Origin of the sequence: Pseudomonas sp. NPDC089554 (assembly GCF_050280645.1) — a bacterium.
In the GTDB taxonomy this organism is placed as follows: domain Bacteria; phylum Pseudomonadota; class Gammaproteobacteria; order Pseudomonadales; family Pseudomonadaceae; genus Aquipseudomonas.
This window is the reverse complement of sequence record NZ_JBNNVR010000062.1, coordinates 1-21,331: the sequence shown is the minus strand read 5'-3', so window position 1 is coordinate 21,331 and position 21,331 is coordinate 1. Positions and strand designations below refer to the sequence as shown.

The window sequence follows — 21,331 nt, the reverse complement described above, 5'->3', positions numbered from 1 at the left end:
TGCTTCCTTCTTTCTGGCTTCAGGGGTTCAGTGGGCCCAACGCAGTTGCGTGGGCAAAGGGGCTACAGGGTCCGGCTCAGGCGCAGCGCCCGGGACGGCTAGAACACGTTCGAGTACTTCGCTTTCCAGTACCGCCAGGCGGTGCGAGCCACGCGCCCTGGGGCGCGCCAGGTCGACGTCGAGGTCCAGGCCCACGGCGCCGTCCTCGATCAGGATCACCCGGTCGGCCACGGCCACGGCTTCGCTGACGTCATGGGTGACCAACAGCACGGTGAAGCCGTGCTCGCGCCACAGGCGTTCGATCAGTTGCTGCATCTCGATGCGGGTCAGGGCATCCAGCGCACCCAGCGGCTCATCCAGCAGCAGCAGGCGCGGTTGGTGAATCAATGCTCGGGCCAGGGCCACGCGCTGCTTCTGGCCACCGGACAAGGCCGCCGGCCACTCATTGGCGCGGTCTGCCAAGCCAACCTCCTCCAGCGCTTGCACGGCACGTGGCCGCCAGTCGCCCGTCAGGCCCAGGCCGACGTTGTCGATCACCTTCTTCCAGGGCAGCAGGCGGGCGTCCTGGAACATCAGGCGGGTTTCCTCGCGCGCTTCCACCAACGGCGCCGCACCGGCCAGCAGCTCGCCGGCGCTGGGCTGGTCGAGGCCGGCCAGCAGGCGCAACAGGGTGCTTTTGCCGCAACCGCTGCGCCCGACGATGGCCACGAACTGTCCGGCCGGAATGTGCAGGTCGATACCGCGCAGCACTTCACGCTTGCCGAAGGTCTTGCGCAGCCCCTGGGCCGCCAGGGGGATGCCGCGCAGCAGGCGCGGCGGTTGTTGCTTGAGCACGCTCATGCGCCCTCCTTCTTCGCCGGTTGGTAGGCCGGGTGCCAGCGCAGCCACACACGCTCCAGGCCACGGGCGGCCAGGTCGGCGAGCTTGCCGAGCACCGCGTACATGACGATGGCCAGTACCACCACATCGGTTTGCAGGAACTCACGGGCATTCATTGCCAGGTAGCCGATACCGGCGTTGGCCGAGATGGTCTCGGCGACGATCAGGGTCAGCCACATGAAGCCCAGGGCGAAGCGCACGCCCACCAGGATCGACGGCAGCGCACCGGGCAGGATCACCTGGCGGAACAGGCCGAAACCCGACAGGCCGTAGCTGCGCGCCATTTCCACCAGCGCCGGGTCGACGTTGCGGATACCGTGGTAGGTGTTGAGGTAGATCGGGAACAACGTGCCCAGCGCCACCAGGAAGATCTTCGCCGACTCATCGATGCCGAACCACAGGATCACCAGCGGAATCAACGCCAGGTGCGGCACATTGCGAATCATCTGCACGGAGCTGTCGAGCAAGCGTTCGCCCCACTTCGACAGACCGGTGATGAAGCCCAGCAGCAGGCCGATGCTGCCGCCGATCAGAAAGCCCACGCCTGCGCGCCAGCCGCTGATCGCCAGGTGCGACCAGATATCGCCGCTGCGCACCAGCTCGACACCGGCCGCGATCACCGCGCTCGGCGCGGGCAGGATGCGCGTGGACAGCCAGCCAGCGCTGACCGCCAGTTGCCACACCGCCAGCAGCAGTATCGGCAGGGCCCAGGGCGCCAGGCGCTGCGGCAGGTTGGAGGAAGTTGCACGACTCATGCTCGGCCCCTCAGCTCTGCGACACGGACTTGGGCAGGATGTCGTTGGCCACCATCTCGCCGAACGGGCTTACATAGCCGCCACTTTTCGGCTGCTCCGGGCGCTGCACGTCCAGGTGCGGGAACAGCAGTTCGGCCACGCGGTAGGACTCTTCCAGGTGTGGGTAGCCGGAGAAGATGAAGGTATCGATGCCCAGGTCGGCGTATTCCTTGACCCGCGCCGCCACGGTCGGGCCATCGCCGACCAGCGCGGTACCGGCGCCGCCGCGCACCAGGCCGACGCCAGCCCACAGGTTCGGGCTCACTTCCAGGTTGTCGCGCTTGCCGCCGTGCAGCGCAGCCATGCGTTGCTGGCCGACCGAATCGAAGCGCGCCAGGGAGGCCTGGGCGCGGGCGATGGTGTCGTCGTCCAGGTGCGAGATCAGGCGATCAGCAGCGGCCCAGGCTTCTTCGTTGGTTTCCCGCACGATCACGTGCAGGCGGATGCCGAAGCGCACTTCGCGGTCAAGGGCAGCGGCTTTCTCGCGCACGGCAGCAATCTTCTCGGCAACCGCCGACGGCGGCTCGCCCCAGGTCAGGTACAACTCGACCTGCTCGGCGGCGAGGTCCTGGGCGGCGTCGGAGGATCCGCCGAAGTACAGCGGTGGACGTGGCTGCTGAATCGGCGGGTAGAGCAGCTTGGCGCCCTTTACCTGCAGGTGCTTGCCGTCGTAGTCGACCACCTCGCCCTCTAGCACCTTGCGCCAGATACGGGTGAACTCCACCGAGGCTTCGTAGCGCTCCTGGTGGTTCAGGTGCAGGCCATCGCCGGCCAGCTCGTCCGGGTCACCACCGGTCACCAGGTTGAACAGCGCACGGCCATTGGACAGGCGGTCGAGGGTCGCGGCCTGGCGCGCGGCCACGGTCGGGGAAATGATGCCGGGGCGCAGTGCGACCAGGAACTTCAGGTGTTGGGTCAGCGGAATCAGCGACGCGGCCACCAGCCAGGAGTCCTCGCAGGAGCGGCCGGTGGGAATCAGCACGCCGCCGAAACCGAGGCGGTCGGCCGCCTGGGCGATCTGCGTGAGGTAGCCATGGTCGACGGCGCGGGCGCCCTCGGAAGTGCCCAGGTACTTGCCGTCGCCGTGGGTGGGAAGGAACCAGAAGATGTTCAGGCTCATTGGAGTTGTCTCCTCAAGGGGGGCTCGAGCCGGGGCAACGCCCCGGCGCTGGGAGCGTTCAGTTCAAGGCGCGCTGGCGACCTTGGCCGGGGGTGTCCAGATCACGTCCTTGATGCTCAAGGGCTTGGGAATCAGCTTCAGGCCGTGGAAGGTGTCGGCGATCTTCTGCTGTGCGGCCACCACTTCGGGGGTCAACGCAGCGGCACCGTAGCCCTGGCGTTTCACCGAGGTCAGGGTGATGTCGGCGGGCAGGCCCAGCAGCGGTGCGACCTGGTCGGTGACCTGCTGCGGGTTGGCCTGGGACCACTGGCCGACGGCGCGTACTTCCTCGATCAGCGTGTTGATCACCGCCGGGTGCTGGGTCGCGTAGCTGCGGGTGGCGAGGTAGAACTGGTGGTTGTCGACCAGGTCCTTGCCGTCACGCAGGGTGCGTGCTTGCAGCTGCTGTTCGGCGGCGGCCTGGTACGGGTCCCAGATCACCCAGGCGTCAACGCTGCCCCGCTCGAACGCGGCGCGGGCATCGGCAGGCGGCAGGTACACCGGTTGGATATCGCTGTACTTGAGGCCCGCGTCCTCAAGGGCGCGCACCAGCAGGTAATGCACGTTGGAGCCTTTGTTCAGGGCAACTTTCTTGCCCTTGAGCTCCTTGACCGACTGGATCGGCGAGCCCTTGGGCACCAGGATCGCTTCGCTGTGCGGCGCGGGCGGCTCGAAGGCCACGTAGAGCAGGTCGGCGCCCGCTGCCTGGGCGAACACGGGCGGGGTCTCGCCAGTGACGCCGAAGTCGATGGAGCCGACGTTCAGCCCTTCGAGCAGCTGCGGGCCGCCGGGGAACTCGGTCCATTGCACCTCGATGCCCTGTTCCTTCAGGCGCTGCTCCAGCGTGCCCTTGGCCTTGAGCAGCACCAGGGTGCCGTATTTCTGGTAACCGATGCGCAGGCTCTCGGCCTGGGCTTGGGTGATGGCGCCGAAGGACACAGCCGCCGCGAACAGGGCGACCAGACCACGACGCAAGAAGACTGTGCGCATGGCGCTCTCCTGTGCGAATGAGGTTCGGGTTGCACCTGCTTGCCTCGTTGGCGGGCGAGTAAGGTGGAAAAACAGTTGATGTCGGGTCAGATGCTCCAGCGAGCACTGATCAAACGTTCGTTGAGCACGCCAGGGGCAACTGGCCGGGGCCGCCGCGCCAACGCGCCGTGGAAGGTTTCCAGCGAGTCCAGCAGGCGGGCTTCCAACGCCTCGGCCAGTTGCGCCGGCTGGTTGCCTTCGCCGTAGGCCACTTGGCTGTCGTCGGCGAAGATCCCTTGCAGGGTCTCCTGCGCCTTGAGCGCCGACAGCACCGGTTTCAATGCGTAGTCCACCGCCAGCATGTGGGCGATGCTGCCGCCCGTGGCGATCGGCAGTACCACCTTGTGCTCCAGGGCCCGCTCGGGCAGCAGGTCGAGCAGGGTCTTCAGGGCGCCGGCGAAGGATGCCTTGTACACCGGAGTCGATACGATCAGGCCATCGGCCTGGGCCACCAGTTGCTGGAAGTGCTGCACCTGCGGGCTGTCGAAACGGGCATGCAGCAGGTCTTCGGCGGGGAACTCGCGGACCTGGAAGGTCACTACCTCTACGCCACGGCCTTGCAGCCACTGGCGCGAACGTTCGAGCAACACACCGGAGCGTGAGCGCAGGCTAGGGCTACCACCGATCGAGACAACCAACATTGAAGCACTTCCTTTGATTCGGTTCCGGGGTCTGGCCCCAAGGGATGCAACCGACATTAGCAGCTTGATACATATATCTAGAAATCATATTTTTTCATTTGTTTATTCCATTTTTAACAATTCCAGATTCTGAACGCCAGGCATAAAAAAGGGCCGTCGAAACGGCCCGAATATCCCTGCTATGGCTAAGAGCAATGCAACAAGAATGCTTAACGGTTCGGTTGTGGGGTCAGGCGCAGGTATGGCTTGACCGCGCGATAACCTTTGGGGAAACGCTGCTTGATTTCGTCTTCGTCCTTCAGCGACGGCACGATCACCACCTCGTCACCGTCCTGCCAGTTGGCGGGCGTGGCTACCTTGTGGTTGTCGGTGAGCTGCAACGAGTCGATCACCCGCAGGATCTCGTTGAAGTTGCGCCCCGTGCTGGCCGGGTAGGTGATGGTCAGGCGCACCTTCTTGTTCGGGTCGATGACGAACAGCGAACGTACGGTGAGGGTGTCGTTGGCGTTGGGGTGGATCAGGTCGTACAGGTCCGACACCTTGCGGTCGGCGTCGGCGATGATCGGGAAGTTGACCACGGTGTTCTGGGTCTCGTTGATGTCCTCGATCCAGCGATGGTGCGAGTCGACCGGGTCGACCGACAGGGCAATGGCCTTGACCCCGCGCTCGGCGAACTGGTCCTTGAGCTTTGCGGTCAGGCCCAGTTCGGTGGTGCACACCGGGGTGAAGTCGGCTGGGTGAGAGAACAGCACGCCCCAGCTGTTACCCAACCACTCGTGGAAACGAATTTTTCCGGCGCTGGATTCTTGCTCGAAGTCGGGGGCGATATCGCCGAGTTTGAGGCTCATGAAGCGGGCTCCTTGTGCTGTTATTGGGTCTGTATGGGTTCAATGTGCCTGCTTTCTGGAAATAACAAAAAGAATAAATATCGATTTATTTATAACCTTAAAACATATCGAATCGCAGACACAAAAAAGCCTCGCACTAGGCGAGGCTTTCTTTGTCGCTACGACTTAGAAGAAGTTGTAAGTGTAGTTGACGATGAAGCGAGTCTGATCCTGGTCTTGCAGAGAGCTGGTACCAGTACCACGGTAGACACCGTGACGCAGGCTGGCGCCCAGGCCTTTGAAGGTGCCTTGCTGGATGACGTAGTCGATACGGGCGTTACGCTCCCACTCGGTGAACGTACCGTTGCCGTTGGCATTCTTGCCGTCTTCACCACGCAGGTAGGAAATCGACGCCTTCAGGCCCGGTACACCCAAACGAGCGAAGTCATACGAGTACTGACCGAAGGTGGTGTTTTCACCGGCCTTGGCGAACTGGTTGATCATGCTGTCGGTGAACAGGTAGAAGCTGGAACCGCCGTTACCTTCGTTGCGGCCACGGCCGTCAACAACGCCACTTTGGTTCAGCCAGACGAAACCACCGTCGTCGCCAACCTGCTGGTGACCCAGCATCAGCGCATGGCCACCCAGGGTGTAGGTGAACATCGCGGACCAGGTCTTGTTGTCGACCTCGCCAGGCGTCTTGGCGAAGCCGCCGTTGTTGTTGAAGTTGTAGCCGCCGCCGCTGCCGTTCTTGCCGTCGCTGCTGCTATCGAAGTAGCGCAGGTCGGTCTTGAACGACTGATCGTCAGCGATCTTGAACACGTGGGTCGCGCCCAGGAAGTGCTGCTTGTAGAAGTCTTCCAGGTTCGAGTAGTAGTACTGCAGGGTCAGGTCTGGAGTGAGCTTGTAGTCCAGGCCACCGAAGCGGAACTTGTTGCTGTCCTGGCTAGCGCCGTTGATCGACAGACCAGTACCGTTAGCCGAAGCACGGCCCATGGCCTTGCTCAGCTGACCGGCGTTGATGGTCAGGTTGTCGATTTCCTTCGAGGTGATGGTGCCACCTTCGAAGGTCTGCGGCAGCAGACGGCCATCGTTGGAAACCAGGATCGGCAGGTTCGGCGCCAGGGCGCTACCGTAGCGAACTTCGGTCTTGGAGAAACGCGCTTTGGCGTTGCCGCCGATGCGAGCCCACTGGCTGGAAGCCGAGCCGTCGGTGTCGCTTGGGAAGAAGCTGCTGTTGTTCGGGTGCTTGCCGCGGCCGCCGTCGAGGTGAATACCCCACAGGGCCTGGACGTCAACACCGAAGCCTACGGTGCCTTGGGTGAAGCCGGAGATGTAGTCAAGCTTGAAGCCCTGACCCGACTCACGGTTGTCGGCACCGCCTTCACGGTTGTCGTTATCGAAGTACATGGTACGAGAGCTGACGGACAGCTTGCTGTCCTCGACGAAACCGGCAGCGCCTGCTTGTTGGGCAAGAACCCCCAGTGCCACGGCCAAAGCCAGGCTGGACTTGTACATGTGTTGCTCCTCTACGTTCTAATTTTTGTGTGTCGCAAGCGGCGGGATCTTCTGCCCCACTCGCCGTCGATCTGGCGATTTAGCACCAATGTGTGACTGGTAAGTCAATCGTTACCCGTCGCCTCTAGACTTTGGTCTAAGCCGCCACCCCGGGCTACAGGATAATGACAATCCTATAAATCCAAAATGACCGTTTTGTGAAATTCTAAGATTTTTACGGAATAACCACGAAACTTTCACAACCAAAAACTGTATCGGCGCGAGCGCAGATAGCTATAGGTTATCTGCAAACGTTTGCCAATAGTCACAGCTGTGAAAGGTTATGAAGCCTAGCAGCGAGTGAGCATTTCACAACGGATACCCATCAGCAGCGGCGGTTTTTGCCTCCTAAGCTAATTCTAAAAAGTTATTTATTTTAGATTTATTAGATCATTTAGCCTCTTCGTCATTCATCACCCCGATTGCCTGACGAGAGGTTCGACCATGATCCCGCACGCTCCCCTGCGCCTGTTCGCCGCGCTGACCTTGGCCGGTACCAGCTGGCTCGCCCAGGCCGCCGACCTGACCGTCGCCTACCAAACCACCGTCGTCCCAGCCAAGGTGGCCCAGGCCGATGGCGCCTATGAAAAAGCCAGCAAGGCCAGCATCGACTGGCGCAAGTTCGACAACGGAGCCGATGTCATCACCGCCGTGGCCTCGGGCGACGTGCAGATCGGCTACTTGGGCTCCAGCCCCCTGGCTGCCGCTGCCACCCGCAAGCTGCCGGTGGAAACCTTCCTGATCGCCACGCAGATCGGCGCCGGCGAAGCCCTGGTGGCCCGCGACAGCATCAAGACCCCGCAGGACCTGATCGGCAAGAAAGTCGCCGTGCCCTTCGTTTCCACCGGCCACTACAGCCTGCTGGCTGCGCTGAAGAGCTGGAACATCGACCCGGCCAAGGTGCAGATCCTCAACCTGGCGCCGCCTGCGATCATCGCCGCCTGGAAACGCGGCGACATCGACGCCACCTACGTCTGGGACCCGGCCCTGGGCGTGGCCAAGGAAAACGGCAAGGTGCTGATCACCTCCGGCGAGCTGGCCAGCAAGGGTGCGCCGACCTTCGATGCGTGGATCGTGCGCAAGGACTTCGCCGCCAAGCACCCGGAGATCGTCAAGTCGTTCGCCAAGGTCACCCTCGACGCCTACGCCGACTACCGCAAAGACCCAAAAGCCTGGCTGGCCGACAGCAACAACGTCGACAAGCTCGTCAAGCTGTCCGGCGCCAAGGCCAGCGACATTCCCGTGCTGCTCGAAGGCAACGTGTTCCCGCTGGCCGCCGACCAGGCCAGCGCGCTGGGCGCACCCACCACCCAGGCGCTGACCGACACTGCCACCTTCCTCAAGCAGCAAGGCAAGGTCGAGGCGGTATTGCCGGACTACTCGCCCTATGTCAGCGCGCAATACCTGCCCAACTGACAACCACCCACACCCGGAGCCTGCCATGGCCTTGCTCGAGCTGGAGCGCATCAGCGCACAGTACCCCGGCGCCGACACCCCGGTGCTGGCCGACATCAACCTGAGCCTGGGCCCGCGCCAGCTGCTGGTGGCCCTCGGGCCTTCCGGCAGCGGCAAGACCTCTCTGCTCAACCTGATCGCCGGCTTTGTCGCCCCCAGCGCGGGCCGCATCACCCTCGACGGCCGCCCGGTGCAAGGCCCAGGCGCCGAGCGCGGCGTGGTGTTCCAGGACGATGCCCTGCTGCCCTGGCAGAACGTGCTGGGCAACGTCGCCTTCGGCCTGGAACTGGCCGGCGTACCGCGCCCCCTGCGTGAGGCCAAAGCGCGTGAGATGCTCGCGCTGGTCGACCTGGCTGGCTTCGGCGAACGGCGTATCTGGCAGCTCTCCGGCGGCCAGAAGCAGCGCGTAGGCCTGGCCCGGGCGCTGGCCGCCGACCCTCGGGTATTGCTGATGGACGAACCCTTCGGCGCCCTGGATGCCTTTACCCGCGAACAGATGCAGGAACTGCTGTTGCAGGTCTGGCAGCGCACCGCCAAGCCGGTGTTCCTGATTACCCACGACATCGAAGAAGCCGTGTTTCTCGCCACCGAGCTGGTGCTGCTGGCGCCCAACCCAGGGCGGGTGGTCGAGCGCCTGCAACTGGACTTCGGCCAACGTTACGCCGCCGGGGAACCGGCGCGGGCGATCAAGTCCGACCCGCGCTTCATCGAAACCCGCGAGCACGTATTGACGCGGGTGTTCTCGCAACGCCAAGGCACACCCCAGCAGGAGGCCGTATGAGCAGCCTTGAGCTTCCCGTCGTGGGCAAACACGACCCACAACGCCAAGCCGCCAAGCGCCGCGCTCTGCCAACCCGCTGGATCAGCGCACTGACCCTCGCCAGCCTGCTGCTGGCCTGGTGGCTGGTGACCGCAGCAGGTTGGGTCGAGCCGCTGTTCCTGCCCGCGCCCGGTGACATTCTGGCCAAGGCCTGGCTGCTGCTGACCCAGGGCTATATGGACGCCAGCCTCTGGCAGCACCTGGGCGCAAGCCTTGGGCGTATCGGCCTGGCATTACTGGCGGCGACCCTCACCGCCGTGCCGGTCGGCATCGCCATCGGCTACAACCGCATCGCGCGGGGCATCCTCGACCCGTTGATCGAGTTCTATCGGCCCATCCCGCCGCTGGCCTACCTGCCGCTGATCGTGATCTGGTGCGGCATCGGCGAGCTGTCGAAGGTGCTGCTGATCTACCTGGCGATCTTCGCTCCGATCGCCATCGCCACCGCAACCGGCGTGCGCACCGTCGACCCGGCCAAGCTGCGCGCCGCGCAGTCCCTGGGCGCGACCCGTGCACAACTGATTCGCCATGTGATCCTGCCCAGCGCACTGCCAGACATCCTCACCGGCGTGCGCATCGGCCTGGGCGTCGGCTGGTCGACCTTGGTGGCCGCCGAATTGATCGCCGCCACCAGCGGGCTGGGCTTCATGGTGCAGTCGGCGGCGCAGTTCCTGGTCACCGACGTGGTGGTGCTGGGCATCCTGCTGATCGCTTTGATCGCCTTCGCCCTGGAAATGGGCCTGCGCGCCCTGCAACGCAAGCTGGTGCCCTGGCACGGGCAAAGCCACTGACTTCTCAGCGAGACCGACATGAGCCTGACCATCACCCCTCTCAGCCCAGCCCTCGGCGCGCAAATCAGCGGCGTGGACATCAGCCGCGAAATCACCCCGCAGCAACGCGATGCCATCGAGCAGGCGCTGCTGCAACACCAGGTGCTGTTCTTGCGCGACCAGTCAATCACACCCCAGCAGCAGGCCGACTTCGCCGCGCGCTTCGGCGACCTGCACATCCACCCGATCTACCCGAATGTGCCGCAGACCCCGCAGGTGCTGATTCTCGACACCGCCGTCACCGATGTGCGCGACAACGCCATCTGGCACACCGACGTGACCTTCCTGCCGACCCCGGCCCTGGGTGCGGTGCTCAGCGCCAAGCAGCTGCCGGCCTACGGCGGCGACACCCTGTGGGCCAGTGGCATCGCGGCCTTCGAGGCGTTGTCGGCGCCGCTGCGTACGCTGCTCGACGGCCTGACCGCGACCCACGACTTCACCAAGTCGTTCCCGCTGGAGCGCTTCGGCAGCACGCCCGAAGACCTGGCGCGCTGGGAAGCGACGCGGCGCAACAACCCGCCGCTGTCGCACCCGGTGGTGCGCACCCACCCAGTCAGCGGGCGCAAGGCGTTGTTCGTCAACGAGGGGTTCACCACGCGTATCAACGAACTGAACGAGCACGAGAGCGAAGCGCTGCTCAAGCTGCTGTTCGCCCATGCTACGCGGCCGGAGTTCAGCATTCGCTGGCGTTGGCAGGAGAACGACGTGGCGTTCTGGGACAACCGCGTGACCCAGCATTACGCAGTGGATGACTACCGGCCGCAGCGGCGGGTGATGCACCGGGCGACCATCCTGGGGGATGCGCCGTTCTAAGAGATGCCGGGCCGCGTTGCGGCCCCCGGCGCTCTAACGAACCAGATGCAGGAACTGCATATGCCGTTCGTACTGGTCGAGGATATCGTTGATGATCTGCTCCTTGCTGTACCCCACCAGGTCATAGTTCTGGCTGCCTTCGGCCAGGTGCACCTCGGCGCGGTAGTAACGGCGGTTCTTCAACTCCTGGGTACCCAGCCCGCCCAGGGCGAACGACGGCGTGAAGTACCCGCGCATCTGCACCTGGTAAATGAACGGCTGCTCCTCGCCATGGCCGATCTTCAGGCTGACGTTGTCGTGGCTCGGGTCGTCCTGGGTAATCAGCGTCAGGCCCTTTTGCTCGAACACCGCCGTCACCTCGGCGATCGCCGGGCGCACCACGTTGTCCATGAACCGGTACACCTCGTCGCGCGATGGGAAGTGCACCGCCTGGCTCAGGCGCTGGCGCCAGCCCCCACGGCCTGGACGCGACACGGCGAACGGTGCCAGCGAATGCATCTGCGCGATCTGCCGCTGGCTCTCCAGGTAGAACGCCTTGTGCAGCCCCCACATCATGCACAACAGAATCAGCGAGAACGGCAGCGAGGTCAGCACTACCGCTGACTTGAGCGAATCGATGCTGCCCGCGAACAGCAACCCGCTGGTAATCAGCGCAGTCATCGCCCCCCAGAAGATCCGCAGCCAGTTCGGGCCATCCTCGTCGGGGTTGCCGCCCTTGGCCGACAGGGTCGAGAGCACCACGGTGCCGGAGTCGGCCGAGGTGACGAAGAACACGAAGCTGATGAACACCGTCACGGCGATCACCGTCTTGCTCCAGGGGTAGGTTTCCAGCAGCAGGTAAAGGCTCATCGACGGGTTGTCCAGCGCCGACTGGCCCAGCGCGGTCATGCCGTGGTTGATCACCTGGTCCAGGGCGCTGTTGCCAAAGATCGACATCCACGCCAGGGTGAAGCCCAGCGGAATCAACAGCACGCCGAAGACGAACTCACGGATGGCCCGGCCCCGGGAAATACGTGCGATGAACAGCCCCACGAACGGCGACCAGGCAATCCACCAGGCCCAGTAGAACACCGTCCAGCCACCCAGCCAGTCGCGGTTCTCGCCGTAGGCGTACACATCGAAGCTCTTGCGCGGCAAGGCGCCGAGGTAGTCGCCGAGGTTCTGGATCAGGGTATTGAACAGGTGCTGGGTAGGCCCTGCGAACAACACGAACAGCAGCAGCGCGCAGGCCAGGAACAGGTTGATGTCGCTCATCACCCGCACGCCCTTCTCCACGCCAGCGACCGCCACGGCCACTGCGGTGCCCATCATCAGGGTAATCAGCCCCACCTGCACCCATTGGCTGTGGTCGATGCCGAACAGGTAGTCCAGGCCGGCATTGAGGTGCAGCACGCCGAAGCCCATGTCGGCGCCCAGGCCGAACACCGTGGCGATGATGCCGAAGCCGTCCACCGCATAGCCGATGGGCCCGTTGATGCGCTTGCCGATCAGTGGGTACAGCGCCGAGCGCAGCGCCAGCGGCAGGTTGTGGCGGTAGGCGAAGTACGCCAGGGCCATACCGACGAAGGCGAACACGCCCCAGCCATGCAGGCCCCAGTGCAGGAACAGCACCTGCATCGCCTGGCGCCCGGCCTCCACCGTGCCGGCCTCGCCTTGGGGCGGTTGCAGCAGGTGGGTCAGGGGTTCGGAGACGCAGAAGAAGAACAGCGTGATGCTGATGCCGGCGGCGAACAGCATGCCGGCCCAGGACAGGTAGCTGAACTCGGGCTCGTCATGGTCGGCGCCGAGCTTGATCTTGCCGTAGCCCGACAGCGCGGTGACCACCACGAACACCAGGTACAGGGTCATGGCCAGCATGTAGTACCAGCCGACGGTGTTGGCCGCCCAGTTCTGCGCGGCCAGCAGCCACTCGCCAGCAGCCTGCGGCTTGGCGATGACCACCAGGCCGAAGGCGAGGATGAAGGTGGCGGCGAAGTAGAAGACCGGGGGGTTCATGCGCACCTTGCCATTGGCAAGGGCGGGGGTGGGTGCACTCATTGAACATGCACCTCGTCGAACGACGTAAGGTTCGGATTGAACGGGTTCAGCAAAGGGAATCCTCCTGTTGAACACCGGCAGCGGACCAGCGTTTAATTTGAACAATCGTTCAAGTTAAACATGGATCGGAAATCAATGCGACCGGGTGCCGCTGGGCGGGCGTTCAACAGACCTTGCTGTTACAGGGACAGTTCCGGCCTCAGTTCTTGTCCTGGCAATCCAACTGCAGGTTCGCCTGGGTGATGTTGCTGTCCGCCGGCACGCTGCGGGTCAGCCACACGTTGCCGCCAATGGTCGAGCCTTTGCCGATGGTGATGCGCCCCAGGATGGTCGCCCCGGCATAGATCACCACGTCGTCCTCGACGATCGGGTGGCGCGCCAGGCCCTTGTGCAAGGTGCCCGACTCGTCCGAAGGGAAACGCTTGGCGCCCAGGGTCACTGCCTGGTAGATGCGCACCCGCTCGCCGATGATCGCGGTCTCGCCGATCACCACGCCCGTGCCATGGTCGATGAAGAAGCTCGGGCCGATCTGCGCGCCGGGGTGGATGTCGATGCCGGTAGCTGAGTGCGCCAGCTCCGAACTGATCCGCGCCAGCAGCGGCAGGCCAGCCTGGTACAGGTGGTGGGCCAGGCGATGGTGGATGATCGCCAGGATGCCGGGGTAGCACAGCAGCACCTCGTCGACACTGCGCGCCGCCGGGTCGCCCTGGAAGGCGGCGAGCACGTCGGTGTCGAGCAGCACGCGCATTTGCGGCAGGGCCGCGGCGAAGCCCTGGATCAGCTTCAACGCATGGGCATCGACGTCAGCCAGGTCGGCTTTGTTCTGCCGCGCGGCGTAACGCAGCTCCAGGCGCGCCTGGCCCAGCAGTGCGGTGAGCGCAGCGTCGAGGGTATGGCCGACGTAGAAGTCTTCGCTTTCCTCGCGCAGGTCCACCGGCCCCAGGCGCATCGGGAACAACGCACCACACAGCTGCTCGAGAATATGCTGCACTGCGTCGCGCGACGGCAGTTCACGCCCGCCCTGCTCGCCGCTGCTGCGCCCATTGCGGGTACGCCATTGTTCTCGGGCACTGCGCAAGCCGCTGACAATGCCCTGCAACTGCCATTGGCCGGTGGATGGTTGTTCGCTCACGGTGGTCTCCTGGCTCGCGGCGGTCTTGGGAATCAGGCATATGCCGCCGGCAGGAATTACTCTACGGCAAATTCTTCCCTTGGAAAAAACATCGCTTTATTCCATCCTGCGCTAAGTCGGGCATAAGCAGCAGTGACGGGGGCCGGGTTCATGGTTACCCTCTACGCTGTCGTTCAGGGATGAAGTAGAAAAAAGGAATAATAAAATAAATTTTTATTATTTCCGGAGCTATAAAGCCCACCCTATAGTCGCCACCCACCACCTAAACAACAAAGCGCGGGGCCGCCATGACGAAATTCACCAAACCACTTCTCAACGCCAGCCTGGCGCTGCTGCTCGGCACTGGCCTGCTGGGCCAGGCATTTGCCGGCGAGCAACTGAAGACCATCCAGGAAAAAGGCGTGATCAACGTCGGCCTCGAAGGCACCTACCCACCGTTCAGCTTCGTCGACGAAAGCGGCAAGTTGACCGGTTTCGAGGTCGAGTTGTCTGAAGCCCTGGCGCAGAAGCTGGGCGTCAAGGCCAAGGTCCAGACCACCAAATGGGACGGCATTCTCGCAGCCTTGGAGTCCAAGCGTCTGGATGTGGTGGTCAACCAGGTGACCATCTCCGAAGAGCGCAAGAAGAAGTACAACTTCTCCGAGCCTTACACCGTTTCCGGTATCCAGGCGCTGGTTCTGAAGAAGAAACTCGAAGACCTGAAGATCAAGGGCGCTGACGACCTGGCAGGCAAGAAAGTAGGCGTGGGCCTGGGCACCAACTACGAGCAATGGGTCAAGGCCAATGTGCCAAAGGCAGACGTGCGCACCTATGAAGACGACCCAAGCAAGTTCCAGGACCTGCGTGTAGGCCGCATCGACGCCATCCTGATCGACCGCCTCGCCGCCCTGGAATATGCGAAAAAGGCCACCGATACCGCCGTGACTGGCGAAGCGTTCTCGCGCCAGGAGGCGGGTATCGCCCTGCGCAAGGACGAGCCTGAACTGCTGGCCGCCGTCAATAAAGCGCTGGACGAACTGCGTACCGACGGCACCCTGGCCAAGCTCTCCGAGAAATACTTCGGTGCCGACGTCACTAAATGATCGCTGAAAGCCTGCAACTCGTTATCGACTCCGCGCCCTTCCTGTTGAAGGGCGCGGGTTACACGGTGCTGCTCAGCGTCGGCGGCATGTTCTTCGGCTTGCTGCTGGGCTTTGCCCTGGCATTGATGCGCCTGTCGAAGATTCTGCCGCTGAACTGGCTGGCGCGAATCTATGTGTCGTTCTTCCGCGGCACACCTTTGCTGGTGCAGTTGTTCGTCATCTACTTCGGCATGCCGCAGATCGGTATCGAGCTCGACCCGATACCCGCATCCTTGATCGGCCTGTCGCTGAACATGGCAGCGTACATCTGCGAAATCCTGCGCGCGGCGATCTCCTCGATCGACCGTGGCCAGTGGGAAGCCGCTGCCAGCATCGGCATGACCCGCACCCAGGCCATGCGCCGGGCGATCCTGCCCCAGGCCATGCGCACCGCCCTTCCACCTTTGGGCAACAGCTTCATCTCGCTGGTCAAGGACACCGCCCTGGCGGCGACCATCCAGGTGCCCGAGCTGTTCCGCCAAGCCCAGTTGATTACCGCGCGTACCTTCGAAGTCTTCACCATGTACCTGGCCGTGGCAGTCATCTACTGGATACTGTGCACCATCCTCGCGCACTTCCAGAACCGCATGGAAGCGCGGGTAAACAAGCATGACCAGGAGCACTGAAGATGATCGTAGTTGAAGGCCTGACCAAGCAGTTCAAGGGCCAGACCGTGCTCAACGGCATCGACCTGACCGTGCAGCCCGGCGAGGTGGTGGCCATCATCGGCCCCAGCGGCTCGGGCAAGACCACCTTCCTGCGCTGCCTGAACCTGCTGGAAACTCCGGATGCCGGGCGTATCCAGGTGGGTGATATCAGCATCGACGCCAACCGCTCGCTGGGCGGGCAGCAGGCTGCCATTCGCCAGCTGCGCCAGCAGGCCGGTTTCGTGTTCCAGAACTTCAACCTGTTCCCCCACCGCACGGCCCTGGACAACGTTATCGAAGGGCCGGTGATCGTCAAGAAGACACCTCGCGACAAGGCCGTCGCACTGGGCCGCAGCCTGCTCGCCAAGGTGGGCCTGGCTGGCAAGGAAGATGCCTACCCACGGCGACTTTCCGGGGGCCAGCAGCAGCGGGTAGCGATTGCTCGCGCGCTGGCCATGGAGCCTGAAGTGATCCTGTTCGACGAGCCTACCTCGGCGCTCGACCCCGAGCTGGTTGGCGAAGTACTGGAGACCATCCGCGGCCTGGCCGAGGAGAAGCGCACCATGGTCATCGTCACCCACGAGATGAGTTTCGCCCGCTATGTCGCCAACCGGGTGATCTTCTTCGACAAGGGGGTAATCGTGGAGCAGGGTGAGGCCAAGGAACTGTTCGCCAACCCGAAAGAGGAGCGCACGAAGCAGTTCCTGCGCAAGTTCCTCGGCACCGCTGCCGCGCAAGACTGAAGCCTCCACCGAAACCATTCGCGGGCAAGCCCGCTCCTACAGGGTTCACCGCAACCCCTGTAGGAGCGGGCTTGCCCGCGAATGCGTCAGTACTGGCAAAACAAATCCCAACTTCTATCCATATTCCAAACCGTTAGTTCATAAACGGTTTATAAGCGCATAGGGTATATAAACCGGACCACCGGACCAGCAAACGTCTGTCGCGATCAGCTGAAGCGACACATCCACTTTGTGAGGTAAGGAATGGTCAGGATCACAATCACCCCAGTGCGTAACGCCAGGGCATTGAGTGCAGCCAAGGAGCGGTACTGATGTCCAGCCAACTAGAAACCCTTCTCCACAGCGACCTCGACAGCTCGCCCCTGCTGCTGCCGGCCAAGGTGTTGCGCAACGACGCCGAAGCCCTGCAAGCGGCCCGCGAACTGGCCGATGTCGCCCGCCAGCAGGCCGCCCGTCGCGACCAGCAGCGCAAATTGCCCTGGGCCGAAATCGAACAGTTCACCCGCAGCGGCCTGGGCAGCATCAGCGTACCCAAGGCCTTCGGCGGCCCGGACGTCTCGTTCCAGACCCTCGCCGAAGTGTTCCGCATCATCAGCGCCGCCGACCCGGCGCTAGGGCAGATCCCGCAGAACCATTTCGGCATTCTGCAACTGCTGCGCCTGACCGGCACCGAAGCCCAACAAGCGACGATCTTCCGCTCGGTGCTGGACGGCTGGCGCATCGGCAATGCCGGCCCCGAGCGCGGCACCAAGAACACCCTGACGCTCAAGGCGCGCATCACCCGCGCCGGCGACAGCTATCGCATCAGCGGCGAGAAGTTCTACTCCACCGGCGCCCTGTTCGCCCATTGGGTGGCGGTCAAGGCAATCGACGACGAGGGCCGCCAGCGCCTGTCGTTCGTGCGCCGGGGCAGCCCGGGGCTGCGTATCGTCGATGACTGGTCCGGCTTCGGCCAACGCACCACCGCCAGCGGCACCGTGCTGCTGGACAACGTGCCGGTAGACCCGGATCTGGTGATCGACAACTGGCGCCAGCGCGAGCAGCCGAACACCCAGGGCGCATCCTCGCAACTGATCCAGGCAGCCATCGATGCCGGCATCGCCGAGGCGGCCATCAACGACGCCATCGCCTTTGTGCGCGAGAAGTCGCGGCCCTGGATCGACGCCAATGTGGAGCGCGCCAGCGACGACCCCTACGTGATCGCCGATATCGGCCGCCTGAAGCTTGAGCTGCACGCCGCCGAGGCGCTGCTGCGCAAGGCCGCGCAAGTGCTCGACGAAGTCAGCGCCGCGCCGATCGACGCAGCCTCGGCAGCCCGTGCCTCGATCGCCGTGGCCGAAGCCAAGGTGCTGACCACGGAAATCTCCCTGCAGGCCAGCGAGAAGCTGCTGGAGCTGGCCGGCAGCCGCGCGACCCTCGCCGAGTTCAACCTCGACCGCCACTGGCGCAATGCCCGGGTGCACACCCTGCACGACCCGGTGCGCTGGAAGTACCACGCGGTGGGCGCCTACTACCTCAACGGCACGCTGCCTGCGCGGCATTCCTGGATCTGATTTTTGTGGCCCTTGGGGGGCTGCTGCGCAGCCCAATCGCGACACAAGGCCGCTCCCACAGGCTTTGTGGGAGCGGCCTTATGTCGCGATTGGGCCGCATAGCGGCCCCATAGGGCCCCGGAGAAACACCATGACAACAGCACTCATCACCGACGACACCCAAGCCCTGGCCATCGCCGAAGAAATCGCCCAGCAACTGCGCCGCGACAGCGCCCTGCGCGACCGCGAGCGCCGCCTGCCGTACGCTGAACTGGACCTGTTCAGCCAGTCCGGCCTGTGGGGCATCAGCGTACCCAAGGCGTTCGGCGGCGCGGGCGTGTCCAACGTCACCCTGGCCAAAGTTATCGCCCGTATTTCCCAGGCCGACGCCTCCCTGGGCCAGATCCCGCAGAACCACTTCTACGCCCTGGAAGTGCTGCGCGTGAACGGCAGCCCCGAGCAACAGCAACGCCTCTACGCCGAAGTGCTGGCCGGCCAACGTTTCGGCAACGCCCTGGCCGAACTGGGCACCAAGACCGCCCACGACCGCACCACCCGCCTCACCCGTGACAACGATGGCTACCGCGTCGATGGCCGCAAGTTCTACTGCACCGGCGCGCTCTACGCCCAGCGCATCCCCACCTCGGTGATCGACGAGCACGGCGTGCAGCAACTGGCCTTCGTGCGCGCCGACAGCGACGGGGTCAAGGTGATCGACGACTGGAGCGGCTTCGGCCAGCGCACCACCGGCAGCGGCTCGGTGCACTTCACCAATGCCTTCGTCGCCGCAAACGACGTAGTGCCGTTCCAGAGCGCCTTCGAGCGCCCCACCACGGTCGGCCCACTGGCGCAGATTCTCCACGCCGCCATCGACACCGGCATCGCCCGCGCCGCCTTCGAAGACGCCCTGCACTTCGTGCGCACCCGCAGCCGGCCCTGGGCCGACTCGGGCCTCGACAAAGCCAGTGACGACCCGCTCACCCTCAAGAGTTTCGGTCACCTGGGCATCCGCCTGCACGCCGCAGAAGCCCTGCTTGAGCGGGCTGGCGAGTTCCTCGACCGCGCCCAGGTCGACAGCAGCGCAGCCAACGTCGCCGCCGTGTCCATCGCCGTGGCCGAGGCCCGGGCGATCAGCACGGAAATCTCCCTGGCTGCAGGCACCACGCTGTTCGAGCTGGGTGGCAGCCAGTCCACCCTGGCCGAGCACAACCTCGACCGCCACTGGCGCAATGCCCGGGTCCACACCCTGCACGACCCAGTGCGCTGGAAGTACCACGCCATCGGCAACTACTACCTCAACGACCAGAACCCGCCGCTGCGAGGTACGATCTGATGGGCAAGCAGATCCTGCTCAACGCCTTCAACATGAACTGCGTCGGGCACATCAACCACGGCCTGTGGGCCCACCCGCGCGACACCTCGACCCAGTACAAGACCCTGGCCTACTGGACCGACCTCGCCCGCCTGCTGGAGCGCGGGCTGTTCGACGGGCTGTTCATCGCCGATATCGTCGGCACCTACGACGTCTACGGCCAGTCGCTGGACGTGACGCTCAAGGAGTCGATCCAGCTGCCGGTCAACGATCCGCTGCTGCTGGTCTCGGCCATGGCTGCGGTGACCAAACACCTGGGCTTCGGCCTCACCGCCAACCTCACCTACGAGGCGCCCTACCTGTTCGCCCGGCGCCTCTCCACCCTCGACCACCTGAGCCAAGGCCGGGTGGGCTGGAACATCGTCACCGGCTACCTCGACAGCGCCGCCCGGGCCATGGGCCTGGCCCAGCAGCCTGAGCACGACCGCCGCTACGACCAGGCCGAGGAATATCTGCAAGTGCTGTACAAGCTGCTGGAAGGCAGCTGGGAGGATGACGCGGTGGTCGCCGACCGCGCGCAGCGCGTGTACGCAAGGCCCGAGAAAGTACACAAGGTCAGCCACCACGGTGAGTTCTACGATGTCGAGGGCTACCACCTGTGCGAACCCTCGCCGCAGCGCACACCGGTATTGTTCCAGGCCGGCAGTTCGACGCGCGGCCTGGCCTTCGCCGGCAACCATGCCGAGTGCGTGTTCATCAGCGGGCAGAACCAGGCCGCCACCCGCACCCAGGTCGACAAGGTGCGCGCCGCCGCCCAGGCCGCTGGCCGCGACCCGCAGGCGGTGAAGGTGTTCATGGGCATCACGGTGATCGTTGCGCCTACCGAGCAGCAAGCTCGGCTCAAGCACGCCGAGTACCTGCGCCATGCCAGCCCGGAAGCCGGTGTCGCGCACTTCGCCGCCTCCACCGGTATCGATTTCGCCGCGTTCGAGCTGGACGAGGCGATCGCCTTCGCACCCGGCAACGCCATCCAGTCGGCCACCCGCCAATTGCAGGACAACGCCTGGACCCGCCGCAAGTTACTTGAACAGCACGCCCTGGGCGGACGCTACGTGACCCTGGTCGGCGACCCCGCTCTGGTCGCCGACCAGTTGATCGCCTGGCTCGACGAAACCGGCCTGGACGGTTTCAACCTGGCCCGCACCGTCACCCCGGAAAGCTTCGAGGACTTCATCGACCTGGTGGTCCCCGAACTGCAACGCCGGGGCCGCTACAAGACCGCCTACGCCGACGGCAGCCTTCGCCAGAAACTGTTCGCAGGCAACGCCCGACTACCCGCCGACCACCCCGGCAGCCGCTATCGCAACACCCCTTCTGAACCTGAATATGCCCCGACTGGAGCCCTGCACCATGCTTGAAAAACTGTTCCGGCCCATCGTGGCCGCCGCCCTGACCCTCGGCATCAGCGCTGCCGCCCATGCCGCCGAACCACTGAAGATCGGCACCACCGCCGCCTTCGCCATCCCGCTGGAAGCGGCGGTGGAAGAAGCCCACAAACAAGGCCTGGAAGTGAAGCTGATCGAGTTCACCGACTGGATCGCCCCGAACGTGAGCCTGGCCGCTGGCGATATCGACGTGAACTACTTCCAGCACATCCCCTTCCTGGAAAACGCCAAGGCCGCCGCGGGCTTCGACCTGGTGCCCTACAAGCCGGGCATCATCAACAACGTTGGCCTGTACTCGAAAAAGTACAAAAGCTTCGCCGAGCTGCCCGAAGGCGCCAGCGTGGCCATCGCCAACGACCCGATCAACAGCGGCCGCGGCCTGCAATTGCTGGCCAAGGCCGGGCTGATTACGCTCAAGCCGGGCGTGGGCTACAAGGCCACCGAGGACGACATCGTCGCCAACCCGAAGCAGCTGAAAATCCTGCCAACGCTGGGCACGCCACCCGCTGGTGTACCTGATGGAGGCGGCCGACGACATCTGCTACGCCTTGATCGACC

At 64.1% G+C, this 21,331-nt stretch carries 19 protein-coding genes and 2 pseudogenes; 12 read left to right on the top strand and 9 right to left on the bottom strand.

The features are described 5' to 3' along the window. Positions 1-27: 27 nt before the first annotated feature. The 7 genes from ssuB to ACQKPE_RS17800 form a co-directional block, all read right to left on the bottom strand. A complete protein-coding gene (gene ssuB, locus ACQKPE_RS17830; RefSeq protein ID WP_427667877.1) occupies positions 28-840 on the bottom strand; it encodes an aliphatic sulfonates ABC transporter ATP-binding protein in 813 nt (270 codons plus the stop codon). Further along, positions 837-1,634, bottom strand: a complete 798-nt coding sequence (gene ssuC, locus ACQKPE_RS17825; protein ID WP_375098911.1) for an aliphatic sulfonate ABC transporter permease SsuC — start codon at positions 1,632-1,634, stop codon at positions 837-839. Before ssuC ends, ssuB begins: the two co-directional genes overlap by 4 nt. A gap of 10 nt (positions 1,635-1,644) precedes the next feature. Then, positions 1,645-2,793, bottom strand: coding sequence for an FMNH2-dependent alkanesulfonate monooxygenase (ssuD, locus tag ACQKPE_RS17820; RefSeq protein WP_427667875.1), 1,149 nt, complete (start codon positions 2,791-2,793; stop codon positions 1,645-1,647). Between the two features lie 63 nt (positions 2,794-2,856). After that, complete coding sequence (locus tag ACQKPE_RS17815) at positions 2,857-3,822, bottom strand: sulfonate ABC transporter substrate-binding protein (protein WP_427667874.1); 966 nt, start codon at positions 3,820-3,822, stop codon at positions 2,857-2,859. Positions 3,823-3,908: 86 nt separating this feature from the next. Continuing rightward, the gene (gene ssuE, locus ACQKPE_RS17810) at positions 3,909-4,502 is read right to left on the bottom strand and encodes an NADPH-dependent FMN reductase (protein WP_427667873.1); all 594 of its coding nucleotides are present in this window, start codon (positions 4,500-4,502) and stop codon (positions 3,909-3,911) included. A gap of 209 nt (positions 4,503-4,711) precedes the next feature. After that, a complete protein-coding gene (locus ACQKPE_RS17805; protein ID WP_375098915.1) occupies positions 4,712-5,350 on the bottom strand; it encodes a peroxiredoxin in 639 nt (212 codons plus the stop codon). A gap of 165 nt (positions 5,351-5,515) precedes the next feature. Further along, positions 5,516-6,847 carry an OprD family porin gene (locus tag ACQKPE_RS17800; RefSeq protein ID WP_427667871.1) on the bottom strand — a complete coding sequence of 444 codons (1,332 nt, stop codon included), beginning with the start codon at positions 6,845-6,847 and terminating at the stop codon, positions 5,516-5,518. 483 nt (positions 6,848-7,330) lie between these two features. Between ACQKPE_RS17800 and tauA the strand changes: the two genes are divergently transcribed. Genes tauA through tauD form a run of 4 tightly spaced genes read left to right on the top strand, consistent with a single transcriptional unit; the run spans position 7,331 to position 10,804 of the window. After that, positions 7,331-8,302: a taurine ABC transporter substrate-binding protein gene (gene tauA / locus ACQKPE_RS17795; protein ID WP_427667869.1), complete on the top strand. Its 972-nt coding sequence runs from the start codon at positions 7,331-7,333 to the stop codon at positions 8,300-8,302. A 25-nt stretch (positions 8,303-8,327) separates the two neighbouring features. Further along, positions 8,328-9,122, top strand: coding sequence for a taurine ABC transporter ATP-binding subunit (gene tauB / locus ACQKPE_RS17790; RefSeq protein WP_427667868.1), 795 nt, complete (start codon positions 8,328-8,330; stop codon positions 9,120-9,122). Further along, on the top strand, positions 9,119-9,952 hold the full coding sequence (gene tauC / locus ACQKPE_RS17785; protein ID WP_427667866.1) for a taurine ABC transporter permease TauC: 834 nt from the start codon (positions 9,119-9,121) through the stop codon (positions 9,950-9,952). Before tauB ends, tauC begins: the two co-directional genes overlap by 4 nt. 18 nt (positions 9,953-9,970) lie before the next feature. Next, a complete protein-coding gene (tauD, locus tag ACQKPE_RS17780; protein ID WP_427667864.1) occupies positions 9,971-10,804 on the top strand; it encodes a taurine dioxygenase in 834 nt (277 codons plus the stop codon). A gap of 33 nt (positions 10,805-10,837) precedes the next feature. On the opposite strand, the gene betT is transcribed toward tauD, so the two are convergent. Next, positions 10,838-12,799, bottom strand: a complete 1,962-nt coding sequence (gene betT / locus ACQKPE_RS17775; RefSeq protein ID WP_427667895.1) for a choline transporter BetT — start codon at positions 12,797-12,799, stop codon at positions 10,838-10,840. Between the two features lie 241 nt (positions 12,800-13,040). Next, positions 13,041-13,973, bottom strand: coding sequence for a serine O-acetyltransferase EpsC (epsC, locus tag ACQKPE_RS17770; protein ID WP_427667862.1), 933 nt, complete (start codon positions 13,971-13,973; stop codon positions 13,041-13,043). 287 nt (positions 13,974-14,260) lie between these two features. Here epsC and tcyJ point away from each other — a divergent pair, with 287 nt between their 5' ends. The 8 genes and pseudogenes from tcyJ to ACQKPE_RS17730 all read left to right on the top strand — a co-directional run. Further along, a complete protein-coding gene (tcyJ, locus tag ACQKPE_RS17765; protein ID WP_427667860.1) occupies positions 14,261-15,055 on the top strand; it encodes a cystine ABC transporter substrate-binding protein in 795 nt (264 codons plus the stop codon). Continuing rightward, the gene (gene tcyL, locus ACQKPE_RS17760) at positions 15,052-15,720 is read left to right on the top strand and encodes a cystine ABC transporter permease (RefSeq protein ID WP_427667858.1); all 669 of its coding nucleotides are present in this window, start codon (positions 15,052-15,054) and stop codon (positions 15,718-15,720) included. Before tcyJ ends, tcyL begins: the two co-directional genes overlap by 4 nt. 2 nt (positions 15,721-15,722) lie before the next feature. Further along, positions 15,723-16,484, top strand: a complete 762-nt coding sequence (tcyN, locus tag ACQKPE_RS17755; protein WP_427667856.1) for an L-cystine ABC transporter ATP-binding protein TcyN — start codon at positions 15,723-15,725, stop codon at positions 16,482-16,484. Positions 16,485-16,795: 311 nt separating this feature from the next. Next, positions 16,796-18,037, top strand: coding sequence for an SfnB family sulfur acquisition oxidoreductase (locus ACQKPE_RS17750; RefSeq protein WP_427667854.1), 1,242 nt, complete (start codon positions 16,796-16,798; stop codon positions 18,035-18,037). Between the two features lie 130 nt (positions 18,038-18,167). Then, complete coding sequence (locus ACQKPE_RS17745) at positions 18,168-19,349, top strand: SfnB family sulfur acquisition oxidoreductase (protein WP_427667853.1); 1,182 nt, start codon at positions 18,168-18,170, stop codon at positions 19,347-19,349. Next, on the top strand, positions 19,349-20,746 hold the full coding sequence (locus tag ACQKPE_RS17740) for an LLM class flavin-dependent oxidoreductase (protein WP_427667852.1): 1,398 nt from the start codon (positions 19,349-19,351) through the stop codon (positions 20,744-20,746). Before ACQKPE_RS17745 ends, ACQKPE_RS17740 begins: the two co-directional genes overlap by 1 nt. After that, a pseudogene (locus ACQKPE_RS17735) lies at positions 20,739-21,257 on the top strand (MetQ/NlpA family ABC transporter substrate-binding protein); the annotation flags it as partial. The gene ACQKPE_RS17740 and the pseudogene ACQKPE_RS17735, both read left to right, overlap by 8 nt. 1 nt (position 21,258) lies before the next feature. Beyond that, positions 21,259-21,331: pseudogene (locus ACQKPE_RS17730) on the top strand (hypothetical protein); the annotation flags it as partial.